The sequence below is a fragment of the Geodermatophilus sp. SYSU D00700 genome, from assembly GCF_054050255.1.
In genome coordinates this window covers 20,310-45,194 of record NZ_JBJGZA010000038.1, presented here as the reverse complement: position 1 = coordinate 45,194, position 24,885 = coordinate 20,310, and the positions used below count along the sequence as shown (strand labels likewise).

19 protein-coding genes are annotated in these 24,885 nt (G+C 75.6%); 10 read left to right on the top strand and 9 right to left on the bottom strand.

All coding sequences use genetic code 11. From position 1 onward, the window contains the following. The first annotated feature begins 155 nt into the window (after positions 1-155). Both ACI79V_RS20365 and ACI79V_RS20360 read left to right on the top strand, forming a co-directional pair. Positions 156-845: an RNA polymerase sigma factor gene (locus ACI79V_RS20365; RefSeq protein ID WP_456892184.1), complete on the top strand. Its 690-nt coding sequence runs from the start codon at positions 156-158 to the stop codon at positions 843-845. Positions 846-905: 60 nt separating this feature from the next. Next, complete coding sequence (locus tag ACI79V_RS20360) at positions 906-1,631, top strand: SDR family NAD(P)-dependent oxidoreductase (RefSeq protein WP_456892182.1); 726 nt, start codon at positions 906-908, stop codon at positions 1,629-1,631. A 37-nt stretch (positions 1,632-1,668) separates the two neighbouring features. Here the strand turns inward: ACI79V_RS20360 and ACI79V_RS20355 are convergent, their stop codons facing one another. Beyond that, positions 1,669-3,936 carry a LuxR C-terminal-related transcriptional regulator gene (locus ACI79V_RS20355; protein WP_456892180.1) on the bottom strand — a complete coding sequence of 756 codons (2,268 nt, stop codon included), beginning with the start codon at positions 3,934-3,936 and terminating at the stop codon, positions 1,669-1,671. A 163-nt stretch (positions 3,937-4,099) separates the two neighbouring features. Between ACI79V_RS20355 and ACI79V_RS20350 the strand changes: the two genes are divergently transcribed. The 4 genes from ACI79V_RS20350 to ACI79V_RS20335 are packed head-to-tail and all read left to right on the top strand — an operon-like array spanning position 4,100 to position 8,145. Beyond that, positions 4,100-4,771 (top strand): hypothetical protein, encoded by a 672-nt coding sequence (locus tag ACI79V_RS20350; protein WP_456892178.1) that lies wholly within the window; start codon positions 4,100-4,102, stop codon positions 4,769-4,771. Continuing rightward, the gene (locus tag ACI79V_RS20345; protein ID WP_456876932.1) at positions 4,768-5,589 is read left to right on the top strand and encodes a glucose 1-dehydrogenase; all 822 of its coding nucleotides are present in this window, start codon (positions 4,768-4,770) and stop codon (positions 5,587-5,589) included. Before ACI79V_RS20350 ends, ACI79V_RS20345 begins: the two co-directional genes overlap by 4 nt. Next, the gene (locus ACI79V_RS20340) at positions 5,586-6,518 is read left to right on the top strand and encodes a cyclase family protein (RefSeq protein WP_456876933.1); all 933 of its coding nucleotides are present in this window, start codon (positions 5,586-5,588) and stop codon (positions 6,516-6,518) included. Before ACI79V_RS20345 ends, ACI79V_RS20340 begins: the two co-directional genes overlap by 4 nt. 13 nt (positions 6,519-6,531) lie before the next feature. Beyond that, positions 6,532-8,145, top strand: coding sequence for a GMC oxidoreductase (locus ACI79V_RS20335; RefSeq protein WP_456892176.1), 1,614 nt, complete (start codon positions 6,532-6,534; stop codon positions 8,143-8,145). Positions 8,146-8,351: 206 nt separating this feature from the next. Here the strand turns inward: ACI79V_RS20335 and ACI79V_RS20330 are convergent, their stop codons facing one another. Genes ACI79V_RS20330 through ACI79V_RS20320 form a run of 3 tightly spaced genes read right to left on the bottom strand, consistent with a single transcriptional unit; the run spans position 8,352 to position 12,753 of the window. Further along, positions 8,352-10,067, bottom strand: a complete 1,716-nt coding sequence (locus ACI79V_RS20330) for an MOSC domain-containing protein (protein WP_456892174.1) — start codon at positions 10,065-10,067, stop codon at positions 8,352-8,354. A 16-nt stretch (positions 10,068-10,083) separates the two neighbouring features. After that, on the bottom strand, positions 10,084-11,313 hold the full coding sequence (locus tag ACI79V_RS20325; RefSeq protein WP_456876936.1) for a cation:proton antiporter: 1,230 nt from the start codon (positions 11,311-11,313) through the stop codon (positions 10,084-10,086). A gap of 21 nt (positions 11,314-11,334) precedes the next feature. After that, positions 11,335-12,753, bottom strand: a complete 1,419-nt coding sequence (locus ACI79V_RS20320) for a dihydrolipoyl dehydrogenase family protein (protein WP_456892172.1) — start codon at positions 12,751-12,753, stop codon at positions 11,335-11,337. Between the two features lie 116 nt (positions 12,754-12,869). Between ACI79V_RS20320 and ACI79V_RS20315 the strand changes: the two genes are divergently transcribed. Both ACI79V_RS20315 and ACI79V_RS20310 read left to right on the top strand, forming a co-directional pair. Continuing rightward, the gene (locus tag ACI79V_RS20315; protein ID WP_456892170.1) at positions 12,870-14,699 is read left to right on the top strand and encodes a glycoside hydrolase family 15 protein; all 1,830 of its coding nucleotides are present in this window, start codon (positions 12,870-12,872) and stop codon (positions 14,697-14,699) included. 111 nt (positions 14,700-14,810) lie between these two features. Beyond that, positions 14,811-15,110, top strand: coding sequence for an anti-sigma factor family protein (locus ACI79V_RS20310; protein WP_456892168.1), 300 nt, complete (start codon positions 14,811-14,813; stop codon positions 15,108-15,110). A 27-nt stretch (positions 15,111-15,137) separates the two neighbouring features. Here the strand turns inward: ACI79V_RS20310 and ACI79V_RS20305 are convergent, their stop codons facing one another. Both ACI79V_RS20305 and ACI79V_RS20300 read right to left on the bottom strand, forming a co-directional pair. Next, positions 15,138-17,081: a potassium transporter Kup gene (locus tag ACI79V_RS20305; protein WP_456892166.1), complete on the bottom strand. Its 1,944-nt coding sequence runs from the start codon at positions 17,079-17,081 to the stop codon at positions 15,138-15,140. Positions 17,082-17,112: 31 nt separating this feature from the next. Then, the gene (locus tag ACI79V_RS20300) at positions 17,113-17,592 is read right to left on the bottom strand and encodes a hypothetical protein (protein ID WP_456892164.1); all 480 of its coding nucleotides are present in this window, start codon (positions 17,590-17,592) and stop codon (positions 17,113-17,115) included. A 216-nt stretch (positions 17,593-17,808) separates the two neighbouring features. On the opposite strand from ACI79V_RS20300, the gene ACI79V_RS20295 reads away from it, so the two are divergent. Further along, positions 17,809-19,203: an MFS transporter gene (locus ACI79V_RS20295; RefSeq protein WP_456892162.1), complete on the top strand. Its 1,395-nt coding sequence runs from the start codon at positions 17,809-17,811 to the stop codon at positions 19,201-19,203. Positions 19,204-19,284: 81 nt separating this feature from the next. Here the strand turns inward: ACI79V_RS20295 and purU are convergent, their stop codons facing one another. Further along, on the bottom strand, positions 19,285-20,133 hold the full coding sequence (purU, locus tag ACI79V_RS20290) for a formyltetrahydrofolate deformylase (protein ID WP_456892160.1): 849 nt from the start codon (positions 20,131-20,133) through the stop codon (positions 19,285-19,287). A 10-nt stretch (positions 20,134-20,143) separates the two neighbouring features. Continuing rightward, entirely contained in the window at positions 20,144-21,517 is a 1,374-nt protein-coding gene (locus ACI79V_RS20285) for an L-serine ammonia-lyase (protein WP_456892158.1), read from the bottom strand. A gap of 141 nt (positions 21,518-21,658) precedes the next feature. On the opposite strand from ACI79V_RS20285, the gene ACI79V_RS20280 reads away from it, so the two are divergent. Further along, positions 21,659-22,327 (top strand): GntR family transcriptional regulator, encoded by a 669-nt coding sequence (locus ACI79V_RS20280; protein ID WP_456892156.1) that lies wholly within the window; start codon positions 21,659-21,661, stop codon positions 22,325-22,327. An 88-nt stretch (positions 22,328-22,415) separates the two neighbouring features. Here the strand turns inward: ACI79V_RS20280 and ACI79V_RS20275 are convergent, their stop codons facing one another. Beyond that, positions 22,416-24,884 carry a GcvT family protein gene (locus tag ACI79V_RS20275; RefSeq protein ID WP_456892154.1) on the bottom strand — a complete coding sequence of 823 codons (2,469 nt, stop codon included), beginning with the start codon at positions 24,882-24,884 and terminating at the stop codon, positions 22,416-22,418. Between the last annotated feature and the right edge of the window lies 1 nt (position 24,885).

The following is a 24,885-nucleotide window of genomic DNA, read 5'->3' as shown; positions in this document are numbered from 1 at the left end:
CGCCACCAAACACCACCCACCCCCCCCCCCCCCCCCCCCCCCCCCCCCCCCCCCCCCCCCCCCCCCCCCCCCCCCCCCCCCCCCCCCCCCCGGAGGGGGAGGCCCCCCACCCGCGGCCGCGCCAGGCTGACTCCCGGACAGCCCGGGGAGGGACGATGCCTCAGCTCAGCCGCCAGGCGCTCGCCGACAGCGACACCGCCGACAGGGACACCGGCCGCAGGGACACCGCCGACGCGGAGCTGCTCGCCCGGCTGCGCGCCGGCGACGCCGCCGCGTTCGCCGCCGTCGTCGACGACTGGTCCCCCGTGATGCTGTCGGTCGCCCGCCGCTACGTCCGCGACCGGCACGCCGCGGAGGACGTGGTCCAGGAGACGTGGCTGGCGGTCATCGGCGGGATCGCGCGCTTCGAGGGACGGTCCACGGTCCGCAGCTGGGCGTTCTCCATCCTCATCAACCGGGCCAAGAGCCGGTGGGCGAGGGACGCGCGCGTCGTGGCGTCGGCCGACCTGACCGGCTCCCCGGCGCCGGGACCGACGGTCGACCCGGCCCGCTTCCAGGGGCCCGACGGCGCCTACCCCGGGCACTGGACCTCGACCGGCGCCCCCCGGGCCTGGGAGCAGCCGGAGGACGGGGCGCTCAACCGGGAGGTCGGCGAGCACCTGCGGCGGGCCTTGGCGGGACTGCCCGACCGGCAGCGCCGCGTGGTCGAGATGCGCGACGTGCACGGCCTGTCCGCCGAGGAGACGTGCGCGGCGCTGGAGCTGTCGGCCGCCAACCAGCGGGTCCTGCTGCACCGCGGCCGGGCGGCGCTGCGGTCCGCGCTCGAGGACTACTACCGCGGCTGAGCGCCGGTCCATGCTGGGGGCCGCGGGCGGAGCCTCCGCCGACGAGCTCGGGAGGACACCGTGGACGACCTCGCCGGCACCGTCGCGCTGGTCACCGGGGCGGCCTCGGGCATCGGCCGGGCCGGCGCGGTCGCCTTCGCGCAGGCGGGTGCCGCGGTGGCGCTCCTCGACGTCGACGCCGACGGCCTCGCCGGCACCGCCGACCTGGTCCGCTCGGCGGGTGCCGAGGCCGAGGTGGTCGTCGCCGACGTGACCGACCTGGCCGCCGTGACGCGCACCGTGGACCGCTTCGGCCGGCTGGACGCCGCGCACGACAACGCGGGGGTGGCCGGTCCCTTCGTGCCGCTGGACGAGTACCCGCCGGAGGAGTTCCTGCGGGTCCTGCAGGTCGACCTGGTCGGCGTCCGGCACTGCATGCGCGCCGAGATCGCGCACATGCGCCGCCGGGGCCGCGGCGCCGTCGTCAACACCTCGTCGATGCTCGGGGACGCCGCGATGGCGGACAACGGCGCCTACGTCGCCGCCGAGCACGGGGTCAACGGCCTGACCCGGGCGGCCGCGGTCGAGCTCGCCGGGACCGGCATCCGGGTCGACGCCGTCGCGCCGGGGGTCACCCGGACCAGGATGACCTCCGAGGTCAGCGCCGAGCTGCTGCAGCGGGTCCCGCTGTCCCGGATCGCCGAACCCGGCGAGATCGCCGCGGCCGCGGTGTGGCTGTGCTCGCCGCAGGCCAGCTACGTCACCGGGACCGTCCTGGTCGCCGACGGCGGGTGGCCGGCGGGGTGAGGCCCCGGGGCGACCGCACGCCGCCGGCCCCCGGGGATCAGAGCAGGCCCACGGAGCGGGCCCGCAGCACCGCGTCGTCGCGCGACTCGGCGCCCAGCTTGCGGTAGATCGCCCGCAGGTGCGTCTTCATCGTGTTGGGGCTGACGAACAGCGAGCCGGCCATCTCCCGCTGCGACATCGTGGTGGGGAGCAGCGAGAGGACGGCCAGCTCCCGCTCGGTGAGCGGCTCCACCGGGACCGCGGCGGAGTCCCGGACCCGGCGGGCGCGCTGCTCGCGGCCGAGCCAGTCCCGGACGGTCGGCCCCGGGTCGGCGCAGTCGCGGAGCACCGCCGCGGCCGCGGCCAGCCACCGCTCCCCGTCGCGCCCGGCGTGCCGGGCCGCCTCCGCCGCCGTGACCAGGGCGGCGGCCTGCTCGACGCGCCCCGCACCGCGGGCGGCGAGCCCGGCGGCCGCCTCGGCGGAGACCGCGGCGTCCTCCCACCGGCCACGGACGAGGGCCAGCCGCGCCGCGGCCAGCGCGGGGGACATCGCCACGAAGTGGGCGCCGACGGCGGCGTCCGCGACGACGTCGTCGGCCCGGGCGATCGACTGCTCCGCCGACCCCGGGTCCCCGGTCAGCACCGCGACCAGCGCCTGCGACCCGAGGGCGTAGACCTGCGCGAGCCGGTTGCCGGTGTCCTCCGCGCGGGCCGCCGCCCGGTGCAGCCGCTCCCCCGCCCGCCGCAGGTCGCCCAGCCACAGCGCGCAGACGCCGCCGACGAGGTCCTGCACGGTGTCGAGGAAGGGATCGGCGGGCCGCCCCCGCAGGGCGGCGAGCCGCTCCTCGGCACGCGGCACGTCCCCCGCCTTGAAGGCGTGCAGCGCCCGCAGCACCTCGAGGTGGAGGTCGTCGGCGGGCACGGAGGCCGCCGCCAGCGCCGCGCCGGCCTCGTCGAGCTGCCCGCGGTCCAGGTGCAGCCACACCCGGGCGCCCGTGAGCCCGGCGTCGGCGGCGACCTGCGCGGGCGGCAGGGCGTCCAGCCAGCCCTGGACGGTCCGCAGGTGGCCCAGGTTGAACTGGGCCCGCCACCCCTCGCCGACCAGCCCACCGGCCAGGACGGCGTCCCCGGAGGCGAGGGCGTGCCCGATCGCCTCCTCGGGCTCCCCGTGGTCCCGGAACCACCCGGCCGCCCGGCGGTGCAGCAGGGCGGGGTCCTCGAGGCGGGTGCGCCGCAGCTCGTACTGCAGCAGGTCCCGGAACAGCTGGTGGTAGCGGAACCACCGTCCCTCGTCGTCGAGGGCGCCGAGGAAGAGGTTCGCCCGCGCGATCTCGTCGAGCATCGCGACGGCGTCGTCGCCACCGGTCACGGCGTCGGCCAGCGGCGCGCACAGCCGGGGCAGCACCGACGTGCGCAGGAGGAACTCCCGCAGCCGCGGTGGCAGCGAACCCAGCACCTCCTCGCCGAGGTAGTCGACGACGTGCCGGTCGGCGCCGGTGAACCGGTCGACGAAGTCGGCCCGGGCCTGCCGGTCGGCCCGGTCGGTGAGGCGCAGGGCCGCCAGCTGGAGGCCGGCCGCCCACCCCTCCGTGCGGGCGACCAGCCGCTGCACCTCCCCGGCGGAGAGGCCGGGCACCGCGGCGCGGTCGAGCAGGTCCGCGGCCTCCTCGGCGGTGAACCGCAGGTGCTCGTCCCGGACCTCGGCCAGGTCGCCGGCGACCCGGAGGCGGCTCAGCGGCACGGGCGGGTCGGTCCGGGAGACGACGACCAGGTGGAACGTCGCCGGGGCGTGGTCGAGCAGGGCGGCGACCGAGCGGTGCACCGGCGCGGCGTCGACCAGGTGGTAGTCGTCCAGGACGAGCACCAGGTCCCGGCCGGCGTCGGCCAGCTCGTTGACGAGCACGGGCAGCACGTCGCGCTCGACGTCGGCGCCGGCCGCGTCCAGCCGCCGCAGCGCCGTGGTCCCGACGTGGGCGTCGGCCTGCTGCACGGCGAGGAGGAGGTACCGCCAGAACCGGGTGACGTCGCCGTCCGCGGGATCCAGGGACAGCCAGCCGGCCGGGACGCCGGCCGCGCGCAGCCACTGGGCGACCAGCGTGCTCTTGCCCCACCCGGCCGGGGCGACCACGAGGGTCAGCCGGACGTCCAGGGCCCGCGCGAGCCGCCCGACGAGCCGCGGCCGCTCGACCGGCCGCCTGCCGAGCGCGGGGACGAAGAGCTTGGTGGTGATGACCGGCTCGACGGAGGCGCCCTCCCGTGGCACGGGGAGCAGCACCGGCCCGCCGCGTGCGCGGACCGGCGTCGCCTGCACCGACGAGAGCACCATGACCCGTCCGCTCCTCCCGGTACGAGCCGCTCCGGGCGGCTGTCGTCGGGTCGGGCACAGCCTGGCAGCGGCCCGCCGGGCGCGACAGGGCTCTCCGCCACGGGAACGCGGCCGGGTGCGGTCCCCGGCGTAACGCGGTGGGCGCGGACGGGACCACGGGGGCATGACGACGACCGCGCCGCAGGTCCTGGGGACCACGCGGACGAGCTGGCACCGGCTGGCCGAGCACGTGCTCGCCGCGGGTCAGTTCGCCGCCGCCGGGACGATCCGGCTCCGGCCCCGTCCGGGGGGCTTCACCACCACCGTCGGCATCGGGAACCGGCAGCTCGCCGTCGTGGGCGACGAGCTGCTGGTGGTCCGCGACGGCTCGGTCCGCTCCCGGCCGCTGACCACGCTGGGCGACGCCGCCCGCTTCGCCGGGGTGGAGCTCGGGCTGCGCGGCAGCTACCGGCCGGCCACCGACCCGGACCCGGACGCGCCGCTGCCGGTCGACCCGGCCGCCGCCCGCCGGCTCGCCGACTGGCTCACCCTCGGGCAGGCGTCGCTGCGCCGGTTCGCCGCGCAGCTGGAGCAGCCGGCGGAGCCGGTCCTCTGGCCCGAGCACCTCGACGTCGGCATCACGCTCGGCGCGGTCAACTACGGCTCCTCCCCCGGCGACGACGCCTTCCCGGAGCCCTACCTCTACGTCGGCCCGCACGGGGGACCGCCGGTCCGGGACGCGTACTGGAACGCACCGTTCGGCGCCGCCGCCGGTGCGGACCGGATCACCACCACGCACGACGCCGTCCGCTTCTTCCACCACGGACGGTCACTTCTCTCAGGGAGCGGGACGTGAAGGGTCTGCAGGGCAAGAAGGCACTGGTCACCGGCGGCAGCTCCGGCATCGGGCAGGCGATCGCCATCCGGCTCGGCGAGGAGGGCGTCGACGTCGCGATCAACTACGTCGGCCCGCCCGACGGCGCCGAGGAGACCAGGGAGGCCATCGAGCACGGCGTCGAGATCTGCATGAAGCAGATGTCCGCCGCCGGGACACACCCGATCCTGGTCGCGGCCGACGTGTCGCAGGAGGACCAGGTCGCCGCGATGTTCGAGCGGGTCCACGACGAGTACGGCCGGATCGACTACCTGGTCAACAACGCCGGCATCCAGGTCGCCGCCGACACCGACGAGCTCCCGGTCGCCGCCTTCGACAAGGTCCTCGCGGTCAACCTGCGCGGCGCGTTCCTGTGCGCGCAGCAGGCGATCCGCTCCTGGCTGTCGACCGGCACCGGCGGCAGCATCGTGAACGTCTCCAGCGTCCACCAGGTCATCCCCAAGCCCCGGTTCGTCGGCTACTCCGTCTCCAAGGGCGGCATGCAGAACCTCACCCGGACCCTCGCCCTCGAGTACGCCGGCCGGGGCATCCGGGTCAACGGCATCGGACCCGGGGCGACGGTCACCCCGATCAACCGGTCCTGGATCGACGACCCGGTCAAGCGGGAGATGGTGGAGAGCCACATCCCGATGCGCCGCGCCGGCGGCGCCGAGGAGATGGCCGCGGCCACCGCGTTCCTCTGCTCGGACGAGGCCGCCTACGTCACCGGCCAGACCCTGTTCGTCGACGGCGGGCTCACCCTCTACCCGTCGTTCGAGACCACCTGGTCGTCGGAGTGACGGCGCTGCACGACCGGCCGTCGGTCGACGAGCGGACGGCCGGGTGGTTCCCGTCCCGCTGGGGACCCGACGACGCCGCGGGGGCGCTCAACGAGATCACCCCGGAGACGGTGCTGGCCGCGGTCTCCCTGGTGCGGACCGGGCAGGTGCACGACCTCGCCCACGTGCTGCACGCCGACGTCCCCGCCTTCCCCGGGCGCACCTTCCGGTCCTACCTGACGACCAACTACCACCACGTCAACCGCCGGCGCCCGGACGGCGGCCCCGAGGGCTGGGGGCGCAACGCGGTCAACTGGATCGTCGAGCAGGTCACCGCGACCCAGCAGATGGGCACCCACCTCGACGCGCTCAACCACCTGCAGGCCGGTGACCGCACGTACAACGGCCACCGGCTGGCCGACATCGCCGAGGACTGGGGCACCAACCGGCTCGGCGTCGACACGCTCCCGCAGGTCGTCACCCGCGGGCTGCTGCTCGACGTCGCCGCGGTGCGCGGGGTCGACCGGCTCGGGCCCGGCGACGTCGTCACGGTCGCCGACGCCGAGGCCGCGCTGGAGGGCCGGACGCTGCGCCCCGGGGACGGGGTGCTGTTCCACACCGGCTGGGGCGGCTGGTGGGGCGTGGACGACGACCGCTACGCGGCCGGTGAGCCCGGCCCCGGCACGGAACTGGCCGAGTGGCTCGCCGCCTCCCGGGTGGCCCTGACCGGCTGCGACACCTGGAGCTACGGGCCGGTGCCGGCCGAGGACCCGGCCGAGCCGTTCGTGGTCCCCCAGACCCTCAACGTCCGGCACGGCGTCGTCGTGCTGGAGAACCTGCGGCTGGCCGAGGCCGCCGCCGCGGGGCTGCGCGAGTTCCTGCTCGTCGTCAGCCACGCCAAGCTGCGCGGCGCCACCGGCGCCTGGGTCACCCCGCTCGCGATCACCTGAGGAGAGGTCCGCCATGAGCGAGCACGCCGACGTCGTCGTCATCGGGTCGGGCGCCGGCGGTGGTGCCGTCGCCTGGGCCCTGGCCCCCACCGGGAAGCGGGTGCTGCTGCTGGAGCGGGGCGACTGGCTGCGCCGCGAGCCGCAGAACTGGGACCCGCAGGCGCTGTGGGCCGACAAGCGCTACGCCAACAGCGGCCAGTGGACCGACGGCGCCGACGGCCGGCGGTTCACCCCCAAGCAGCACTACTACGTCGGCGGCAACACCAAGTTCTACGGCGCCGTCCTCTACCGCTTCCGGGAGCGGGACTTCCGCGCGGTCCAGCACGTGGACGGCGTCTCTCCCGCCTGGCCGATCTCCTACGCCGACCTCGCGCCCTGGTACGACCGCGCCGAGGCGCTGTACCAGGTCCACGGCACGCGGGGCGAGGACCCGGACGAGCCGCCGGCCACCGGCCCCTACCCGTGGCCGGCGATCAGTGACGAGCCCCGGATCGCGCAGCTGCGCGCCGACCTGACGGGCGCGGGCCTGCACCCGTTCTCGCTGCCCAACGGGATCCTGCTCGACGAGGCCCGCCCGGAGCTGTCGGCCTGCATCCGCTGCGCGACCTGCGACGGCTTCCCCTGCCTGGTGAAGGGCAAGGCCGACGCGCAGGTCATGACCGTGGAGCCGGCGCTGCGGTACCCGAACGTGGAGCTGCGGACCCGCGCGCGGGTGGTCCGGCTGGACACCGACCCCTCCGGGCGCAGCGTCTCGCGGGTGGTCGTCGAGCGGGACGGGCAGCGCGAGGAGTACACCGCCGACGTCGTCGTGCTGGCCGCCGGAGCGATCAACTCGGCCGCCCTGCTGCTGGCCTCGGCGAGCGACCGGCACCCGGCCGGTCTGGGCAACGGCTCCGGGCACGTGGGCCGGCACCTGATGCTGCACAACAACTCGGGGCTGGTGGCGTTCTCCAAGACCCCCAACCCGACCCGGTTCCAGAAGACGCTCGGGGTCAACGACTTCTACTGGTCCGACCCCCTCGACCCGGACTGGGAGTACCCGGTCGGCTCCATCCAGATGAACGGCAAGAGCGACGCCGTCCTCATCGGCTTCGACGTCCCCGACGCCCGGGACCCGGCCGACCTCGCGCGCCACTCGATCGACTTCTGGCTGACGACCGAGGACCTCCCGCTCGACGAGAACCGGGTGACCGTGGACGCCGACGGCGGGATCCGGCTGTTCTACCGCCGCACCAACGCCGCCGAGGTGGCCCGGCTGCGGATGCGCCTCATGGGCCTGCTGGACTCCATCCGCTGCGAGCAGGACGTGTACGAGAACCGGCAGTACGCCGGCGGCCAGCTCGGCATCGGCGGCGTGGCCCACCAGAACGGCACCATCCGCTTCGGCCCCGACCCGGCCACGGCGCCGCTGGACCTGGACTGCCGGATGCACGAGGTGGACAACCTCTACGTCGCCGACTCGAGCTTCTTCGTGTCCAGCACCGCGGTGAACCCGACGCTGACGATCATCGCCAACGCGCTGCGGGTGGCCGACGTGATCGCCGACCGGCTCGGGGTCCAGGCCGCCGCCCCCGCCGGCCTGCCGGCACCGCGGGCGGCGGGTCCGGCCGTCACCACGGTCCGCTGACCTGCCCGGGACCGAGCCCGGCACGAGATCGGCGGTCTCGTGGTGATCAGCTGCTGATGATCACGAGACCGCCGATCTCGCGGTCCGCTACCGCCCGCCGTGGCCGGACCGCGGGCGTGCGTGGGGTCGGTCAGGCAGCTCAGAGCTCAGTGAGCAGCCATTGGCGCTACAAAGGCACCTCCGGGAGCCCCGCCAGGGAGCGCACCTCACAGGTCGAGGGTGACCGCCGTCGTGGGCCGGGCGCAGCAGACCAGGACCAGCTCGCCACCCGGCGCCTCGAGCGGCTCGGGGTCGTAGGCCACCGCGCCGTCGACCAGCGGGGTCTCGCAGCTGTGGCAGACGCCGGTGCGGCACGACCAGCGCACCGGCACGTCGCACGCCTCGGCCAGCTCGAGCAGGCTGTCCCACCTCGACGGGTCGAACGCCGTGGTGACCCCGGCCCGGGCGAAGGTCACCGCCGGCCCGTCCGACGCGGGGGGCTGCGGTGGGTGGGCCGGCGTCCCGCCCGCCGCCGTGACCGCCCCGAAGGACTCCACGTGGACGGCGGACGCCGGCACCCCCAGGGCGTCGAGCATCCGCCGCACGTCCGCGGCGAACCCGCCCGGTCCGCAGACGTAGGCCGAGCAGGAGGCGTCCACGCCGAGGTCGGCGAGGGCCTCGAGGGTCAGCCGGCCGGCCGCGTCTGCCTGCGCCGCGGCGCCCGGCGCCGTGTACCGCACGTGCCGCACCGCCGCGGGCATCCGCGCCAGCGCCGCGTCGGCCTCCGCGGCGAGGGAGTGCTCCGCCGCTGAGCGGGCGACGTGCACCCAGACCAGCCGCCGCTCCGGGCGGGTCGCGGCCTGGGCGAGCAGGCAGCCGAGCACCGGCGTGACCCCGATGCCGGCGCTGACGAGCACCGCCGGCTCGGGGGCGTGCGGGTCGAAGCCGAGGTCGCCCCGCGGAGCGGCGACCTCCACCCGGGCGCCGGCGGTCAGCGCGTGCACCAGACCGCTCCCCCGGCCCTCGCGCTTGACCGAGACCCGCAGCCGCGGCCCGGCCGGCACGGAGAGCGAGTAGCTGCGGACCACCGGCCCGCCGGCGTCGGCCAGGCGCAGGGACACGTACTGGCCGGGCAGCCAGGAGGGCGCCGCGCCGCTGTCCCCGGGAGCGAGGTGGACGGAGACGACGTGCGCCGACTCGCGGACCACCCGCGTCACGGTGAACGGGCGGAACCCCGGGTACGCGGGATCGGTGGCGGCCTGTGGCGCCAGGCCCGGGTTGCCCGGCCGGTCGCCCGCCGCCAGCAGCTGCCGGAAGGACTCCTTCCAGCCCTCCGACAGTGCGGGAACCCCCAGGGCCGCGCGCAGCGTGGCCTCGTCCCGCGCCGGCGTGTACAGCAGCTGCGAGACGCGGCGCACGGTCAGGCCCGCGGGGTCGCGGCGGACGACGTGGACCGGGTCGCCCGCACCGATCTCGCCCTCCCGCAGCACCCGCAGGTAGAAGCCGGGGCGGCCGTGCGCGGTCAGCAGCGCCGGCATCCGCGGCTCGCCGAGGCGGATCCCGACCTTGTGGCAGGTGACCCGCGGCTGGGTGACCTCGAGGAGCGCGCCGCCGATCGCCAGCCGGTCGCCGACGCAGACCTCGTCGTCGGCCAGCCCCTCGACGGTGAGGTTCTCGCCGAACGTCCCCGGGTCGGGCAGCCGCCGGCCGAGGTGGCGCTCCCAGTACGCGTAGGACTCGCGCTGGTAGACGAAGACGGCGCGGTGCTCGCCGCCGTGGCCCACGGGGTCGGCCTGCGCGTCCCCGTCGACGTTGAGCCGGCGCACCCACCGGCGGCCGGCCACAGGGGTCTTCCAGATCGCGGTCTCGACCTGCCGGCCCCGCCAGGCCACCGTGCGGGGGCGGCCCACGGACACCGCGACCAGGCGCCCGGGCGACGTCACGAGCACCTCCGGACGGTCACGCGCCGCCGGTCCGGGCCGCCGGGGCCGGACGCGGCCCGGGGACGGCGGGGGCGGGCGGACGGCCCAGGATGCCCAGCGCCGCCGCGGGGAAGACCAGCACCGACAGCAGCCCGGCGAACACCAGCGCCGCGGCCGTGGTCGCGGGCAGCCGGCCGGTGGCGGTGCCGATCTGCGCGGCGGTGACCAGCAGCGGCAGCGAGGTGGCCTGCAGCAGGCCGGCCGCGACGGCCCCGGCCCGTCCCAGGGAACGGCGGTAGAGCACCGCCGGCAGCCCGCGGACGACGAGCAGCGCGGCCAGCAGCACCGGCACCTGCAGCAGCGCCGACGGCTCCGCGAGCAGGCCGCGCAGGTCCAGCTGCACCCCGCTGCTCACGAAGAACACCGGGACGAGGAAGCCGTAGCCGATGGCCTCGAGCTTGGCGCGGAACCGGGGGTGGGTGGCGGAGTCGCGGTCGACCAGGCCCACCAGCGCGCCGGCGAGGAAGGCGCCGAGGATGGTCTCCAGGCCCAGCCGCTCGGCGAGCGCCACGAACGCGACCAGCAGCAGCACGACCAGCCGGACCCGGATCTCGGCCGTGGTGTCCTGCAGCCGGACGAGCACGTCGCCCAGCCGCATCGACATCCGCACGCGGTCGGCACCGACGGCGAGGGCCGCCACCAGCAGCCCGAAGCCGACCAGGAACAGCGCCGTCGTGCCGGCACCGCCGCCGGAGGTGGAGAACAGCAGGGACAGCAGCACGATGGCGGCGAAGTCCGAGACCGACGCCGCCGCGATGGTCGTCTGCCCGACGGGGTCGCCCACCCGGCCGGCGTCCTTGAGCACCGGCACGACCAGCCCGAGCGACGTCGCGGTGAGGGCGACGGCGAGGAACAGCGGTGCCGACGTCCAGCCGGCCGCCTGGGCCCCGAGGCCGACGAGCACGGCGAGGGCGAGGCTGACGCCGTACCCGAGGCCGGCGAGCCCGAGCAGCCGCCCGCGCAGCCCGCGCAGGTCGATCTCCAGCCCGGCGAGCATGAGCAGGAACGCCAGCCCGACCAGGGCCAGCACCTGCACGGGCAGGTCCACCTCGACCCACCCGAGCACCGAGGGACCGAGCACCACGCCGGCGACGATCTCGAGGACGACCGAGGGGACGCGCAGCCGGGGCGCCCAGCCGAGGGCCAGCGGCACGAGCGCCGCGACGGCCGCGACGACCAGCAGGTTGGTGAACGAGACGTCGGGCACGGGGACCTCCACGCAGAAGGGTCAGACGTCGGCGGCGTCGAGGGCGTGCAGCCAGACCTCGGCGACCGTGGGGAACGCCGGCACGGCGTGCCGCAGCTCGGTCAGTGGCACCCGCCCGGCGATCGCGACCACCGCCGAGTGCAGCAGTTCCTGGACGCCGCTGCCGGTGATCGTGGCGCCCACCAGCACACCGGAGGCCTCGTCGACGACCAGCCGCGTCGTGCCCTCCTGCGCGTCGCCGAGCACGTAGGAGCCGGGGACGTCGCCGGTGCCGACGTCGAGGACGCGGACGGCGACGCCCCGCCGGCGCGCCTCCGCCGCGGTCAGCCCCACCGCGCACACCTGCGGGTCGGTGAAGGTCACCCGGGTCACGGCGTCCCGGCTGGCCCGGTCGCGGACGTCCCGCCCGGTGATCACGTCGGCGGCGATCCGGGCCTGGTACTTGCCCATGTGGGTGAGCGGCGCCAGGCCGGTGCAGTCGCCGACGGCGTACAGCCAGCCGCCGGGGACACCGGTGGCGCGGAGCCGGTCGTCGACGGGCACCGGCCGCCCGGGCGTCAGGCCCACGCCGTCCAGCCCGAGGTCGTCGGTGCGCGGCCGGCGGCCGGCGGCCACCAGCACCTCGTCCGCGGTCACCTCGTCGCCGGTGTCGAGCACCGCACGGACCGGCCCGTCGGTGCCCTCGCGCCGGATCGCGGCCAGCCGGGTGCCCAGCCGCACCGCGACGCCCTCCCGCTCGAGGGCCGCCCGCACCTGCTCGCCGGCGAAGGGCTCCTCGCGGGGCAGCAGGGCCGGGCCGGCCTCGACCACGGTCACCTCCGCGGCACCCAGCCGGGAGAACGCCTGGGCCAGCTCCAGCCCGACGGCGCCGCCGCCGAGCACGAGCAGCCGCTCGGGGACCTCCTTCGCGGCCGTGGCGGACCGGTTGTCCCAGGGCCGCACCTCGGCCAGCCCCGGCACGGGCGGCAGCACCGGAGCGCTGCCCGTGGCCAGCACGACGGCGCGGCGGGCGGTCAGCCGCGGGCCGCCGTCGACCTGCACCCGGCGCTCCCCGGCGAGCCGGCCGGTCCCGCGCAGCAGCCGGACGCCGTGGTCGGCCAGCCAGCGCTCCTGCCCGGCGTCCATCCAGTCGGAGGTCATGTAGTCGCGGCGGGCGAGCGCGGCCGCGACGTCGACCCGGCCGGTCACCGCCGCGGCGGCGCCTGGCACCCGGGCCGCGGCGGCGAGCACGTCCCCGGGCCGGAGCAGCGTCTTGCTCGGGATGCAGCCCCAGTAGGAGCACTCCCCGCCGACCAGCTCGGCCTCGACCAGCACCGTCTCCAGGCCCCGGCCGGCGCACCGGCCCGCGGCCACCTCCCCCGCCGGGCCTCCCCCGACGACGACGACGTCGACCTCGAGCGCTGTCTCGACGCCGGGCGGTGCGGGACGGATCTCGGACATCGGGCCTCCTCGGGACTCGCTGCCGTCGTCCGCCTCCCCTCGCCCGGCGTTACGCGTAACGGCCCGCCGGTCCGCGGCGACTGCACCGGTGAGACCGCCGACCCCGGGAGACCCCCATGAGCTCCACCCCCATCGCCGACCACGCGTTCCTGTCCGACCGGCACTCCTGCGCGCTCGTCGACCGCGCGGGCTCGGTCGTCTGGCTGTGCTTCCCCCGCTTCGACGGCCCGTCGGTGTTCGCCGCGCTGCTCGACGACGACGCAGGCCACTGGTCGGTGCAGCCGGAGGCGGAGTGGACCGCGACCCGCCGCTACGTCGGGCGCTCGCTGGCGCTGGAGACGACGTTCCACACGGCCGGCGGCGAGCTGCAGGTCACCGACGCCCTCGGCCTCGGCCCGGACAACCACGGGCACCGGCTGGGCACCGACGTCCCGCACGTCCTGGTCCGCCGGATCGCGTGCACCTCGGGCGAGGTCGACGTGCTGGTCGACTACCGGCCGCGGCCGGAGTACGGGCTGATCGTGCCGCTGCTGTCCCCGCTGGACGGCGGGGTCGCCGCCCGGGGCGGTGCGGACTGGCTGGTGCTGACCCTGCCCGGCGAGGTCGACCTGCAGGACGGGCGAGCCCGCGCGCGGCTGCGCCTGCGGGCCGGGGACGTCGTCCACCTGGCACTGCAGCGCAGCACCCTCGGCGACGCCGTCTCGGCGCACGTCTGGTCCCAGGGCGAGCTGGCGGACCTGCTCGACCGCACGCTGGCCTCGTGGGAGTCCTGGTGCGACCTGCACCAGTCGTACGAGGGCCCCTGGGCCGACCTGGTCCACCTCAGCGGCCGGGTGCTGCAGGGGCTGTCCTACCAGCCCAGCGGCGCGGTCGTCGCCGCCGGTACGACGTCCCTGCCCGAGGGGGTCGGCGGCGAGCGGAACTGGGACTACCGCTACGCCTGGGTGCGCGACGCCAGCTTCACCATGGAGGCGCTGTGGGTCGCGGCCTGCCCCGACGAGGCGGAGGACTTCTTCGCCTTCATGACCACGGCGGGCGCCGGCGGCATCGGCCCCGAGATGTCGCTGCAGATCATGTTCGGCGTCGGCGGTGAGCACGACCTCAGCGAGCGGACCCTCGGGCACCTGCGCGGCTGGCGGGACAGCCGGCCGGTCCGGGTGGGCAACGGCGCCTGGGACCAGCGGCAGGTCGACGTCTACGGGGAGCTGCTGGGCGCAGCCGCCCGGCTGGCCGACCAGCTGCCCGCCCTCGACGAGGAGACCCGCTGGTTCCTCGCCGCCTGCGCCGACACCGCCGCCGTCCGCTGGCGGGACCGGGACCAGGGGATCTGGGAGGTGCGCGGCGAGCCGCAGCACTTCCTCTACTCCAAGGTCATGTGCTGGGTCGCCCTGGACCGGGCGATCGCCCTCGCCCCGCAGCTGCGCTGCGAGCACCGCGTCGACGAGTGGGCCAAGGTCCGCGAGGAGATCGCCGACACCGTGCTGCAGCAGGGCTGGAACGAGGAGGCCGGCGCGTTCACCCAGGCCTTCGGGTCGACCGCGCTGGACGCCTCCAACCTGATGCTGCCCATCGTCGGGTTCCTCCCCGCCGACGACCCCCGCATGCTGGCCACGATCGACGCGATCGCCGAGCGGCTGACCGACGACCGGGGCCTGGTGTACCGCTACCGCACCGAGGAGGGGGTCGACGGGCTGGCCGGGGAGGAGGGCACGTTCCTGCTGTGCACCTTCTGGCTGGCCCAGGCGCTGGCGCTCTCCGGGCAGGTGGACCGGGCCCGCGAGGTGTTCGAGCGGGCCGCGGCGTTCGTCAACGACCTCGGGCTGCTGTCGGAGGAGGTCGACCCGGTCAGCGGTGAGCTGCTCGGCAACGTCCCCCAGGCGTTCAGCCACATCGGCCTGGTCAACGCCGCCTGGGCGATCGACCAGGCGGAACGGGCCCGGCGGTGAGCGCCCCGCATCGGACCCCGCCGACCGGGGCATCCTCCTGGGCCGGGAGTGCACCCGGCCACGGGCGCTGATCGACGGCGCGGGCCGGTGCGCCGAGAGGAGGAGAGCGCCATGGCCGAGCTGCCGAGCCCTCGCCCCGCAGGTGGGGACCCCGCGCTGGAGGTCGCCTGCCAGGAGTTCGTCGAGCTGGTCACCGAGTACCTCGAGGGGTCCCTCGCCGAGGACGTCGAGCGGGCGGTCGCGGCCCACCTGGAGCTGTGCGAGGCGTGCGCGGTCTACCTGGAGCAGATGCGCCGGACGTCGGCAGCGCTGCGGGCCACCGACACCCCGGCGCTGCCCGAGGCCGCCCGTCTCCGGCTGCTCGAGGTGTTCCGGACCCTCCACGCCCGGGACGGGGACGGCGGCCACTGACCGGCCGCGGCGAGGTTCTGGGCGGGATCACAGGTCGATCTCGGCTCCCGTGACGACGGTCCGGGGGGCGGGCAGGGACAGGTACTCGCTGTGCCCCACCGAGCCGTGGGCCAGCGCGACGAACAGGCGGGTCCGCCAGGCGCTCATCCCCGACCGCCGGGTGGGCCGCAGCACCGGCCGGGTCACGAACCAGGTCACCGTGTCCGGGTCGCCGTCCCCTCCGGGTACCGCCCCGCGGAGGGCGGCCGCGAGGTCCGGCGGGTCGAGGAAGCCGAACTCGACGGTGACGTGCACGAAGCCGTCGCCGGCCGGGCCGAGGGGCTCCACCGTCACCCGCCGGTCCTCGGGGACGTGCGGCACGGTCGCCGTCCGGCCGGAGACGACCACGACCCGTTCGTGCAGGACGGAGAAGCGGTCGACCGTGGTCCGCAGCGCGAGCGGGGCGGTGTCCCCGGAGGCGTGCGGGTAGATCCCGGCGCCGGGGACGCGGGGCACCCCCGCGGCCCGCACCTCGTCGAGGAACCGGCGCAGCGGCCCCTCGGACTCCCTCCGCCGGGCCACCAGCAGCTCGTGTCCGCGGTGCCAGGTGGTCATGACCGTGAAGACCGTGGCCGCGAGCAGGAGGGTCAGCCACCCGCCGTGGGCGACCTTGGGCAGGGTGGCGGCCGAGTAGGTGAGCTCGACGGCCCCCAGGACACCGCCGAGGAGCAGCAGCCGACGCCCCGACCAGCCCCACCGCAGCCGGGCGACCGCGAGCAGCAGCGCGGTGGTGACGAGGAAGGTGGCGGTCACCGCGACGCCGTAGGCGGTGGCCAGCCGGGCCGAGGAGCCGAAGCCGAGCACCACGACGAGCACGGCGACGAACAGCACCCGGTTCACCACCGGCACGTACACCTGACCGGCCTCCCGTGCGGAGGTGTGCCGGATGCGCAGCCGCGGCAGGAAGCCCAGCTGCACGGCCTGGCGGGACACCGAGAAGGCGCCGGCGAGCACGGCCTGCGACGCGATCACGGTGGCGGCGGTGGCGAGCACGACCACCGGCACGTGCGCCCAGGACGGGTAGAGCAGGAAGAACGGCTCCCGCCGGGCGGCCGGGTCCCGGGCGACCAGCGCCGCCTGCCCCAGGTAGTTGAGGACGAGCGCCGGGAAGACCAGCAACGACCAGGCCAGCCGGATCGGCCGCCGGCCGAAGTGGCCCATGTCGGCGTAGAGGGCCTCCGCACCCGTGACCGCCAGCACCACCGCCCCCATCGCGGCTAGGGCGACGGCGGGCCGGTCGGCGGCGAGGAGCACGGCGTAGGAGGGCGACAGTCCGCGGAGCACCCCCGGCGTGCTGAGCACCTGCGCCAGTCCGGCCGCGCCGAGGACGGCGAACCACACCAGCATGACCGGACCGAAGACCCTGCCGACCCGGCTGGTGCCCCAGCGCTGCACCGCGAAGAGCGCGGTCAGCACCGCGACGGCCAGGGGGAGGACGACGCCGGAGAGCCCCGGCGACACGACCTCCAGGCCCTCGACGGCCGAGAGCACCGAGATCGCCGGCGTGATGACGCTGTCCCCGAAGAACAGCGAGGTCCCCAGGACGCCCAGGACCACCGCCAGGCCCGCACGCCGGCCCGGGCCCGCGCGCAGCGACCGGGAGACCAGGGCCGCGAGGGCCAGGACGCCGCCCTCGCCGTCGTTGTCGGCCCGCAGGACGAACACCACGTACTTGACGGTCACGGTGATCGTGAGCGACCAGAACACCAGGGACGCGACGCCGAGCACGTCATCCGCGGTGGTCCGCACCGCACCGCCGTCGACGGCGAACACCGTCTCCACCGCGTAGAGCGGGCTGGTGCCGATGTCGCCGTACACGACCCCGAGCGCCCCCAGCACGAGTGCCGGCCGGTGCGGTGCGGCGTCCGCGCGCGACGCCCGTGCCGGTGTCCCGTCCGGTCGCACGCCGGCAGGCGGTACGGATCGGGCCACCGGCGCGGCTCCTCTCGCTGACGGGCCGCGCTCAGGTGCGCATGCCCTCGTCCGGCGTCGAGAAGAGGGCCGCGGCGTTGTCGTCGAGCAGCGCGAAACCGTCGACCATCTGAGCGGCGACCCGCCACCCGGGACCGGACGGGTCCGCGCGGAAGAGCCAGGTGTGGAAGGCCTGGCCGGTGAACTCCTCGCTCACCGCGGCACCGGGGTCCCGGCGGCGGAGGGAGAAGCGCAGCCGCGTGCGGGCCCGGATCACGTCCTCGGCCGTCTTCTCCACGTCCATCAGCTGCAGGATCTCGTGCGACTCGTCGAAGAAGACCGCGCGGGTGCTCAGGAAGTCGGCCAGCCCGTCCGGGCCGCGCCACGTGAACCCGCCGACGAACCCGGTCTCGAAGTCCTGGGTCAGCACCTCCGCGAGCATCTGCTCCGCGGGCACGTGGGCCTGCAGCAGCCGGAAGTAGTCCTCGATCGCGGTCAGCACGAGCGGCTCGAGGGCCTGGGGAGCTGCCACGGGCGCCTCCCGGTGCGGAGTGGGACGCGGGTCCCTGGGTCCGGCCCGGGCATCGTCCCACGGGACGCCCCGCCGGTGACCGACCGCGCGCACGGCGGACGGCACGCGCGCCGGGGTGCCCGTCCCCGGCCGGCGTCCGGTCGCGCCGAGGGTCCTTGAGGGGGTGCCGTCGCGCTGCGAGACTCCTCGCGCCCGATGAGGGAAGTGGTGGTGCACGTGCCCACGCCCGCGAGTCTCCGGTCGGCGATCCCCTTCCTGCCCGTGGGTGGGGCGCTGTTCTGCATCCAGCTCGACTTCTTCTCGCTGAGCCTCGCGCTGCCCACGATCGCGGCGGACCTCGGGTCGACCACGACGGACCTGCAGTGGCTGCTGAGCGGCTACATGATCGCCCTGGGCTCGCTGCTGATCCCCGCGGGCCGGGCCGGTGACGTGCTGGGACGGCGCCGGGTGCTGCTGGCCGGCGTCGCGGTCTTCGGGGCGACCTCGCTGGTCTGCGGCCTCGTGTCGTCCGTGCCGCTGCTGCTCGCCGCCCGGGTGGCCCAGGGGATCGGCGCGGCGATGATCCTGCCGACGGCGTTCGCCCTGGTGACGAACGCGACGACCGAGGCGGAGCGGCCGCGGGTCACCGGTGCCCTGCTCGGGGTCGCCGGGGTCGGGACGGCGCTCGGGCCGGTCGTCGGCGGGGTGCTGGCCTCGACCGTGAGCTGGCGGTGGGTGTTCCTGCTCAACGTCCCGCTCGCCGCGCTGGCGGTGGCGGGCGGGCGGCGGCTGCAGGAGTCCCGCGACGAGACCGGGCCCCGCACGCTGCGCGGCCTGGACTGGTGGGGCGTGCTGACGGTGGTGGCCGGCCTCGCCCTGGTCAGCATCGCGATCGACGACGGCGGCGTCGAGGGCTGGGCGAGTCGGGCGACGCTGGTCCCCCTGGGCGTCGGCGTCGCGCTGCTGGTGGTGTTCGGGCTGGTCGAGACGCGGGCCCGGGCACCGCTGGTCCGCCCGTCCCTGCTGCACGACCGGCTCTTCGTGCTGCTCACGGTCGCCGGCACGGTCGCGAACATCGGGGCCTGCGTCTACGTCGTCCTGGCCACCCTCGAGCTGCAGGAGGTGCGGGGGCTGTCCGCGGCCACGGCCGGGATGCTCTTCTTCGTCTCCTCGGCCGGGCTGGCGCTGTGCGGGCCGCTGTCCGGGCGGTTGTCGGCCCGCCATCCCGCGGGGCTGGTCATGGGCGCGGCGGTCCTGCTGTCCGCGCCCGCACTGGCCCTGCTGTCGCTGGCCGGCCCGTTGCCGCCGTACGTCGCCGCGATGGGGCTGTGCGGCATCACCTCCGGCATGGGCTACGCCCTGAGCCAGCTCGCCGTGCAGAACGTCCTGCCCGCGGCCCGCTCGGCCGAGGGTACCAGCGTGCTGCTCACCGTCCTGATCTGCATCGGCGGTGTGGGCGTGGTCGCCGCCACCGCGGTCGTGGAGGCGGTGGGCGGTGGCCGGCCGACCCCGGGCGGGATCGACCTGGTGCTCCGCGTCGTGGCCGCCCTGCTCCTCGTCGCGGGGGTCGCCACGCTCGCCGTCGAGTCCCGTCGGCTGCGGACCGCGGGGTCGGTGGCGTCGCCGGCCTGAGGACGACGCGGGCCCCGAGCGGGCCCGCGGTGCGCCGTCAGGCGCCCCGGACCCGGGGGCGGGTGCGGTCCGGGCTCGGGGTCAGCGGAAGACGACGGTGCTGTGGCCGTTGAGCAGCACCCGCCGCTCGCTGTGCCAGCGCACGGCCCGGGAGAGCGCGAGCGCCTCGGCGTCCTGGCCGACCGTGGCCAGGGCGCGCGGGTCGTGGGTGTGGTCGATCCGGATGACCTCCTGCTCGATGATCGGCCCCTCGTCCAGGTCGGGGGTCACGTAGTGGGCGGTCGCCCCGACGAGCTTGACGCCGCGGTCGAAGGCCTGGTGGTAGGGCTTGGCGCCCTTGAAGCCCGGCAGGAACGAGTGGTGGATGTTGATCGCCCGGCCGTGCAGGGCCGCGCAGGTCTCGTCGGAGAGCACCTGCATGTACCGGGCGAGCACCACGAGGTCGACCGCGTGCTCGTCGACCAGCTCGAGCAGCCGGGCCTCGGCCTCCCGCTTCGTCGCCGGCGTCACGGGCACGTGGACGAACGGCAGGCCGGCCGCCTCGGCCATCGGGCGCAGGTCCTCGTGGTTGGAGACGACGGCGACGAGGTCGGCACCGAGGCTGCCCGCGCGCCAGCGGAAGACCAGGTCGTTGAGGCAGTGCCCCAGCCGGGACACCATGACGAGCACCCGCTGCGGCTGGTCGCCGGTGACCTGGTAGGTCATGCCGAACTCGTCGGCCACCGCCCGGAAGTCCGCCGCCAGGCGGTCGGCGTCGGTCTGCTCCGCGCACACGAACGCGGTCCGCAGGAACAGCTGACCGCGGACGGCGTCGTCGAACTGCTGGTGCTCGACGATGTCGCAGCCGCGCTGGAAGAGGAACGCGGTGACCGCGTGGACGATGCCCGGGCGCTCCTGGCAGCTCAGCGTGAGGGTGAAGGGGTGCGACACGGGTGCCTCCTCAGCACTCGACGACGTTGAGGGCCAGCCCGCCCCGGGCGGTCTCCTTGTACTTGTCCTTCATGTCGGCGCCGGTCTCGCGCATCGTCTTGATGGCCTTGTCCAGCGAGACGTGGTGCCGGCCGTCCCCGCGGACGGCCATGCGCGCCGCGGTGATCGCCTTGACCGACCCCACCGCGTTGCGCTCGATGCACGGGATCTGCACCAGCCCGCCGACGGGGTCGCAGGTGAGCCCGAGGTTGTGCTCGATCCCGATCTCGGCGGCGTTCTCCACCTGTTCGGGCGTGCCACCGAGGACCTCGGCGAGGCCCGCGGCCGCCATGGAGCAGGCCGAGCCCACCTCTCCCTGGCACCCCACCTCGGCTCCCGAGATCGAGGCGTTCTCCTTGAACAGCAGCCCGATCGCCGTGGCGGTGAGCAGGAACCGGACCACGCCGTCCTCGGAGTAGGAGTCGAGGAAGTCGCGGTAGTAGTGCAGCACCGCGGGCACGATCCCGGCGGCGCCGTTGGTCGGGGCGGTGACCACTCGCCCTCCCGCGGCGTTCTCCTCGTTGACCGCGAGGGCGTAGAGCGTCACCCACTCCATCGCCCGCAGGGCGTCGGAGTCGTCGCGGTGCTCCTCCAGCTGAGCCCGCAGCGCCGCCGCCCGGCGCCGGACCCGCAGACCGCCGGGCAGGACGCCGGTGGCCCGCGTCCCCCGCTCGACGCACTCCTGCATCACCGACCAGACGTGCAGCAGGCCCGCGCGGACCTCGGCCTCAGTGCGCCAGGACAGCTCGTTGGCCAGCACCAGGTCGCTGATCCGCAGGCCGGTCTCCCGGGCGTGGGCCAGCAGCTCCTCGCCCGTGCGGAACGGGTACCGCACCGGCGTGCCGTCCTCGACGAGCACCGGGTCGCCGGCCTCGTCCTCGTCGAGGACGAAACCGCCGCCGACGGAGTAGTACGTGCGCCGGCTCAGCTCCGTCCCGTCGGCGCCCAGCGCCAGGAAGAGCATGCCGTTGCTGTGGAACTCCAGCCGCCTGCGCCGGTGCAGGACGACGTCGTCGTCGACGGAGAACTCGACGAGGTGCTCGCCGGCGAGCCGCAGCTTGCCGTCGTGGCGGACGGCCTCGACCCGCGGCCGGGCCGCGAGCGGGTCGACGGTCTCGGGGTCCTCGCCCTCGAGGCCCAGCACGACGGCCGGCACGCTGCCGTGGCCGTGGCCGGTGGCGCCGAGCGAGCCGAACAGCTCGCAGCGCACCCGGACCACCCGGCCGAGCACCCCCTGGTGCCGCAGCCCGGCGGCGAAGGAGCCGGCGGCCCGCATCGGCCCGACGGTGTGCGAGCTGGACGGGCCGATCCCGACCTTGAAGAGGTCGAAGGCGCTGATGGTCACCCGGGCCCCCCTCCCACCCGCCGCGGCGACGACCGCCCGGCGACGGAGGTACACAGTTGGTATATCAGTCAGTAGGATGACGGTATGTCGATCCCTCTGACGAGGCAAGACCCGCAGGCGGTCAACGCCTACGATCTGCGCGTGACCGTCGCTCCGCTGGACCTGGACCAGCCGGCCGCCTCGTCCCTGGCGGACCGGGCCTACGTGGCGATCCGGGACCGGCTGATCATGCTCGACATCCGGCCGGGCGACCCGATCGACGACGACGACCTGGCCCAGGACCTGGGCGTCGGCCGCACCCCGGTCCGCGAGGCGCTCAAGCGGCTGGAGGGCGACCGGCTCGTCGTGTCCTACCCGCGGCGGGGCACGTTCGCCACCGGCATGGACATCTCGGACCTGGCGCACATCTCCGACATCCGCGCCCAGCTCGAGCCCCTGGCGGCCCGCCGGGCCGCCGAGCGCGCCACCCGGACGCCACGCCCCGACCTCGAGGACCTGGCCGCGCACATCGAGCAGCTCGACGTCACCCGGGTCGACCGGACCGAGCTCATGCGCTGGGACCTCGCGGTGCACCGGGCCATCTACCGGGCGGCCGGCAACCCCCACCTCGAGGACGTCCTGATCCGCTACGACAACCTGGCGACGCGGATCTTCTGCCACTTCCTCGACCGCCTGCCCACGGTCGACGAGCACGTCCGGGAGCACGTGGAGCTGCTCCGGGCGATCGCCGCCGGCGACACCGACCGGGCCGACGACCTCGCCCGCGAGCACGTGCTCGGCTTCGAGACGGCGATCCGCGCGGTCATCTGAGAGGCCCCCCCTTCAGGGGCCCACGCCGCACTCCGTCCGGCGCGGGCCCCTGAGGGGGGCCGTTCCAGCACGTCACCTGGGTCCTCCATCAGCCTCGGATGCGGGTCATCTCGGGGTCGACGAGCGGCTCGGCGGCGACGGTGGCGGGGATGCGGGTGCCGAAGTACTCGATCTCGACAGCCGTCCCGACGGTCGCCGAGGCGGGCAGCCAGGCGTAGGCGATCGGCCGGCCGACGGTGTGCCCGAAGGCCGCGCTGGTCACGTGGCCGGCCGGGCGGCCGTCGACGAACACCGGCTCGGAGCCGAGGACGACGCTGCGGCCGTCGTCGATCGTCAGGCAGGACAGCCGGCGGCGCACCGTGTCGTCGCCCTTCCCGGCGAGGGCCCGCCGTCCCACGAAGTCGTGCTGCTTCTGTCGGCGGACCGCGAACCCGAGACCGGCCTCGTAGGGGTCGTGCTCGGTGGTCATGTCGTGGCCCCAGGCGCGGTAGCCCTTCTCCAGCCGGAGGCTGGCGAAGGCCGCGCGGCCCGCGGCGACCACGCCGAGGTCCTGGCCGGCGCGCCACAGCACGTCCCACAGCCGCCGGCCGTCGTCGGCGGAGGCGTAGAGCTCCCAGCCCAGTTCGCCGACGTAGGACAGCCGCATCGCCGTCACCGGCACTCCCCCGATCCGCGCCCGCGTGGCGCGGAAGTACCGCAGCCCGTCGTTCGAGAAGTCGTCCGAGCTGACCCGCTGGACCAGGTCGCGGGCCCGCGGGCCCCACAGGCCGATGCAGCAGGTGCCGCCGGTGACGTCCCGGACCTGCACGCTGCCGTCGTCCGGCGCCTCGCGCAGCAGGTGGTCGTGGTCGAGGGGACCGTTGGCGCCGACCTGGAACAGCTGCTCGCCGAGCCGGGCGACGGTGAGGTCGCTGCGGATGCCGCCGGCCTCGTCGAGGGCCAGCGTGTAGGTGACCGACCCGACGGACTTGTCCGTCTCGCCGGTCGTCAGCCGCTGCAGCAGGGCGAGGGCGCCGGGGCCGCTGACCTCCAGCCGCTTGAGCGGCGTCATGTCGTACAGCGCCACGGCCGTGCGGGTCCGCCACGCCTCCGCCGCCGCGATCGGCGACCAGAACCGTCCCGCCCAGGCGTCGCGCTCCGGCGGCACCCACTCCGCGGGCAGCCGGTCCACCAGGTGCGCGTTGGCCTCGTACCAGTGCGGCCGCTCCCAGCCGGCGGCCTCGAGGAACACCGCGCCGAGCTCCTGCTGCCGGGCGTGGAAGGGGCTGACCCGCAGGTCGCGCGGGGACAGCCGCGGCTGCAGCGGGTGGACCACGTCGTAGACCTCGACGAAGTTCTGCTGCGAGGTCTCGCGGACGTACTCCGGCGCGAGCTGGACGTCCTCGAAGCGGTGCACGTCGCAGCCGTGCAGGTCGAGCTCCGAGTGGCCGTCGACGAGCAGCTGGGCCACCGACCGGGCGACACCGGCCGAGTGCGTCACCCAGACCGCCTCGGCGATCCAGAAGCCCGCCACGTCCCGCGACTCGCCGATCAGCGGGCCGCCGTCCGGGGTGAACGAGAAGACGCCGTTGAAGCCCGAGTCGATCTTCGTGGCCCGCAGCGAGGGCAGCAGCAGCCGGCTCTGCTCCCACGCCGGTGCGAAGTCCTCCTCGGTGAAGGGCAGCATCGAGGGCATCGCCGACTCCCGCACGCCGTCGCCCTGGGGGAGCTCGCCCAGGTCGACGGGCATCGGCCGGTGGGCGTAGGACCCGATGCCGAGGCGGTCGACGCGCTCGCGGTAGTAGAGGTCCTGGTCCTGGTGGCGCAGGATCGGCAGGCTCGCCTCGCCGAGCTCGTCGTTGCGGCCGACCAGCTCGGGCACCTGGCCGGTCCAGACGAACTGGTGGGCCAGCGGCAGCAGGGGCACGTCCATGCCGACCATGGCGCCGAGCTCCTGGCCCCAGAAGCCGGCGCAGGAGACGACGATGTCGGCAGGGAGAACGCCGTCCGGGGTGCGGACGCCGGTCACCCGGCCACCGGTCTGCTCGATCCCGGTCACCCGGGTGGACCCCTGGAAGCGGGCGCCCCGCGCCTCGGCGCGGCGGGCCAGGGCGACGACCGCCCGCGACGCCTTGGCCAGGCCGTCGCTGGGGATGTGCAGGCCGCCGAGGATGCGGTCGCGGTCGACCAGCGGGTGCAGCCGGAGGCACTCGTCCACCTCGACCACCTGCGCCTCGACGCCCCAGGAGGTGGCCCAGCCCTGCTTGCGGTGCAGGTCGGCGAGCCGCTCCGGCGTGGTGGCGACCTCGAGGCCGCCGACCTGGTTGAAGCACCAGGCGCCGTCGACGTCCATGCCCAGGAACTTCTCGACCGTGTAGCTCGCGAAGGCGGTCATCGTCTTCGAGGCGTTGGTCTGGAAGACCAGCCCGGGCGCGTGCGACGTGGAGCCCCCGGTGAGCGGGAGGGGTCCCTGGTCGACCACGGTGACGCGGTCCCAGCCGCGGGCGGTCAGCTCGTCGGCCAGGTTGGCCCCGACGATGCCCGCTCCGATGACGACCACACGAGGCGTGGTGGACATG

Excerpts from the sequence above, each read along its gene's own strand:
- ACI79V_RS20365 (WP_456892184.1), top strand. The coding sequence starts at position 156 with ATGCCTCAGCTCAGCCGCCAGGCGCTCGCCGACAGCGACACCGCCGAC.
- ACI79V_RS20315 (WP_456892170.1), top strand. The coding sequence starts at position 12,870 with ATGAGCTCCACCCCCATCGCCGACCACGCGTTCCTGTCCGACCGGCAC.
- ACI79V_RS20350 (WP_456892178.1), top strand. The coding sequence starts at position 4,100 with ATGACGACGACCGCGCCGCAGGTCCTGGGGACCACGCGGACGAGCTGG.
- ACI79V_RS20320 (WP_456892172.1), bottom strand. The coding sequence starts at position 12,753 with ATGTCCGAGATCCGTCCCGCACCGCCCGGCGTCGAGACAGCGCTCGAG.
- ACI79V_RS20335 (WP_456892176.1), top strand. The coding sequence starts at position 6,532 with ATGAGCGAGCACGCCGACGTCGTCGTCATCGGGTCGGGCGCCGGCGGT.
- ACI79V_RS20355 (WP_456892180.1), bottom strand. The coding sequence starts at position 3,936 with ATGGTGCTCTCGTCGGTGCAGGCGACGCCGGTCCGCGCACGCGGCGGG.
- ACI79V_RS20310 (WP_456892168.1), top strand. The coding sequence starts at position 14,811 with ATGGCCGAGCTGCCGAGCCCTCGCCCCGCAGGTGGGGACCCCGCGCTG.
- ACI79V_RS20275 (WP_456892154.1), bottom strand. The coding sequence starts at position 24,884 with ATGTCCACCACGCCTCGTGTGGTCGTCATCGGAGCGGGCATCGTCGGG.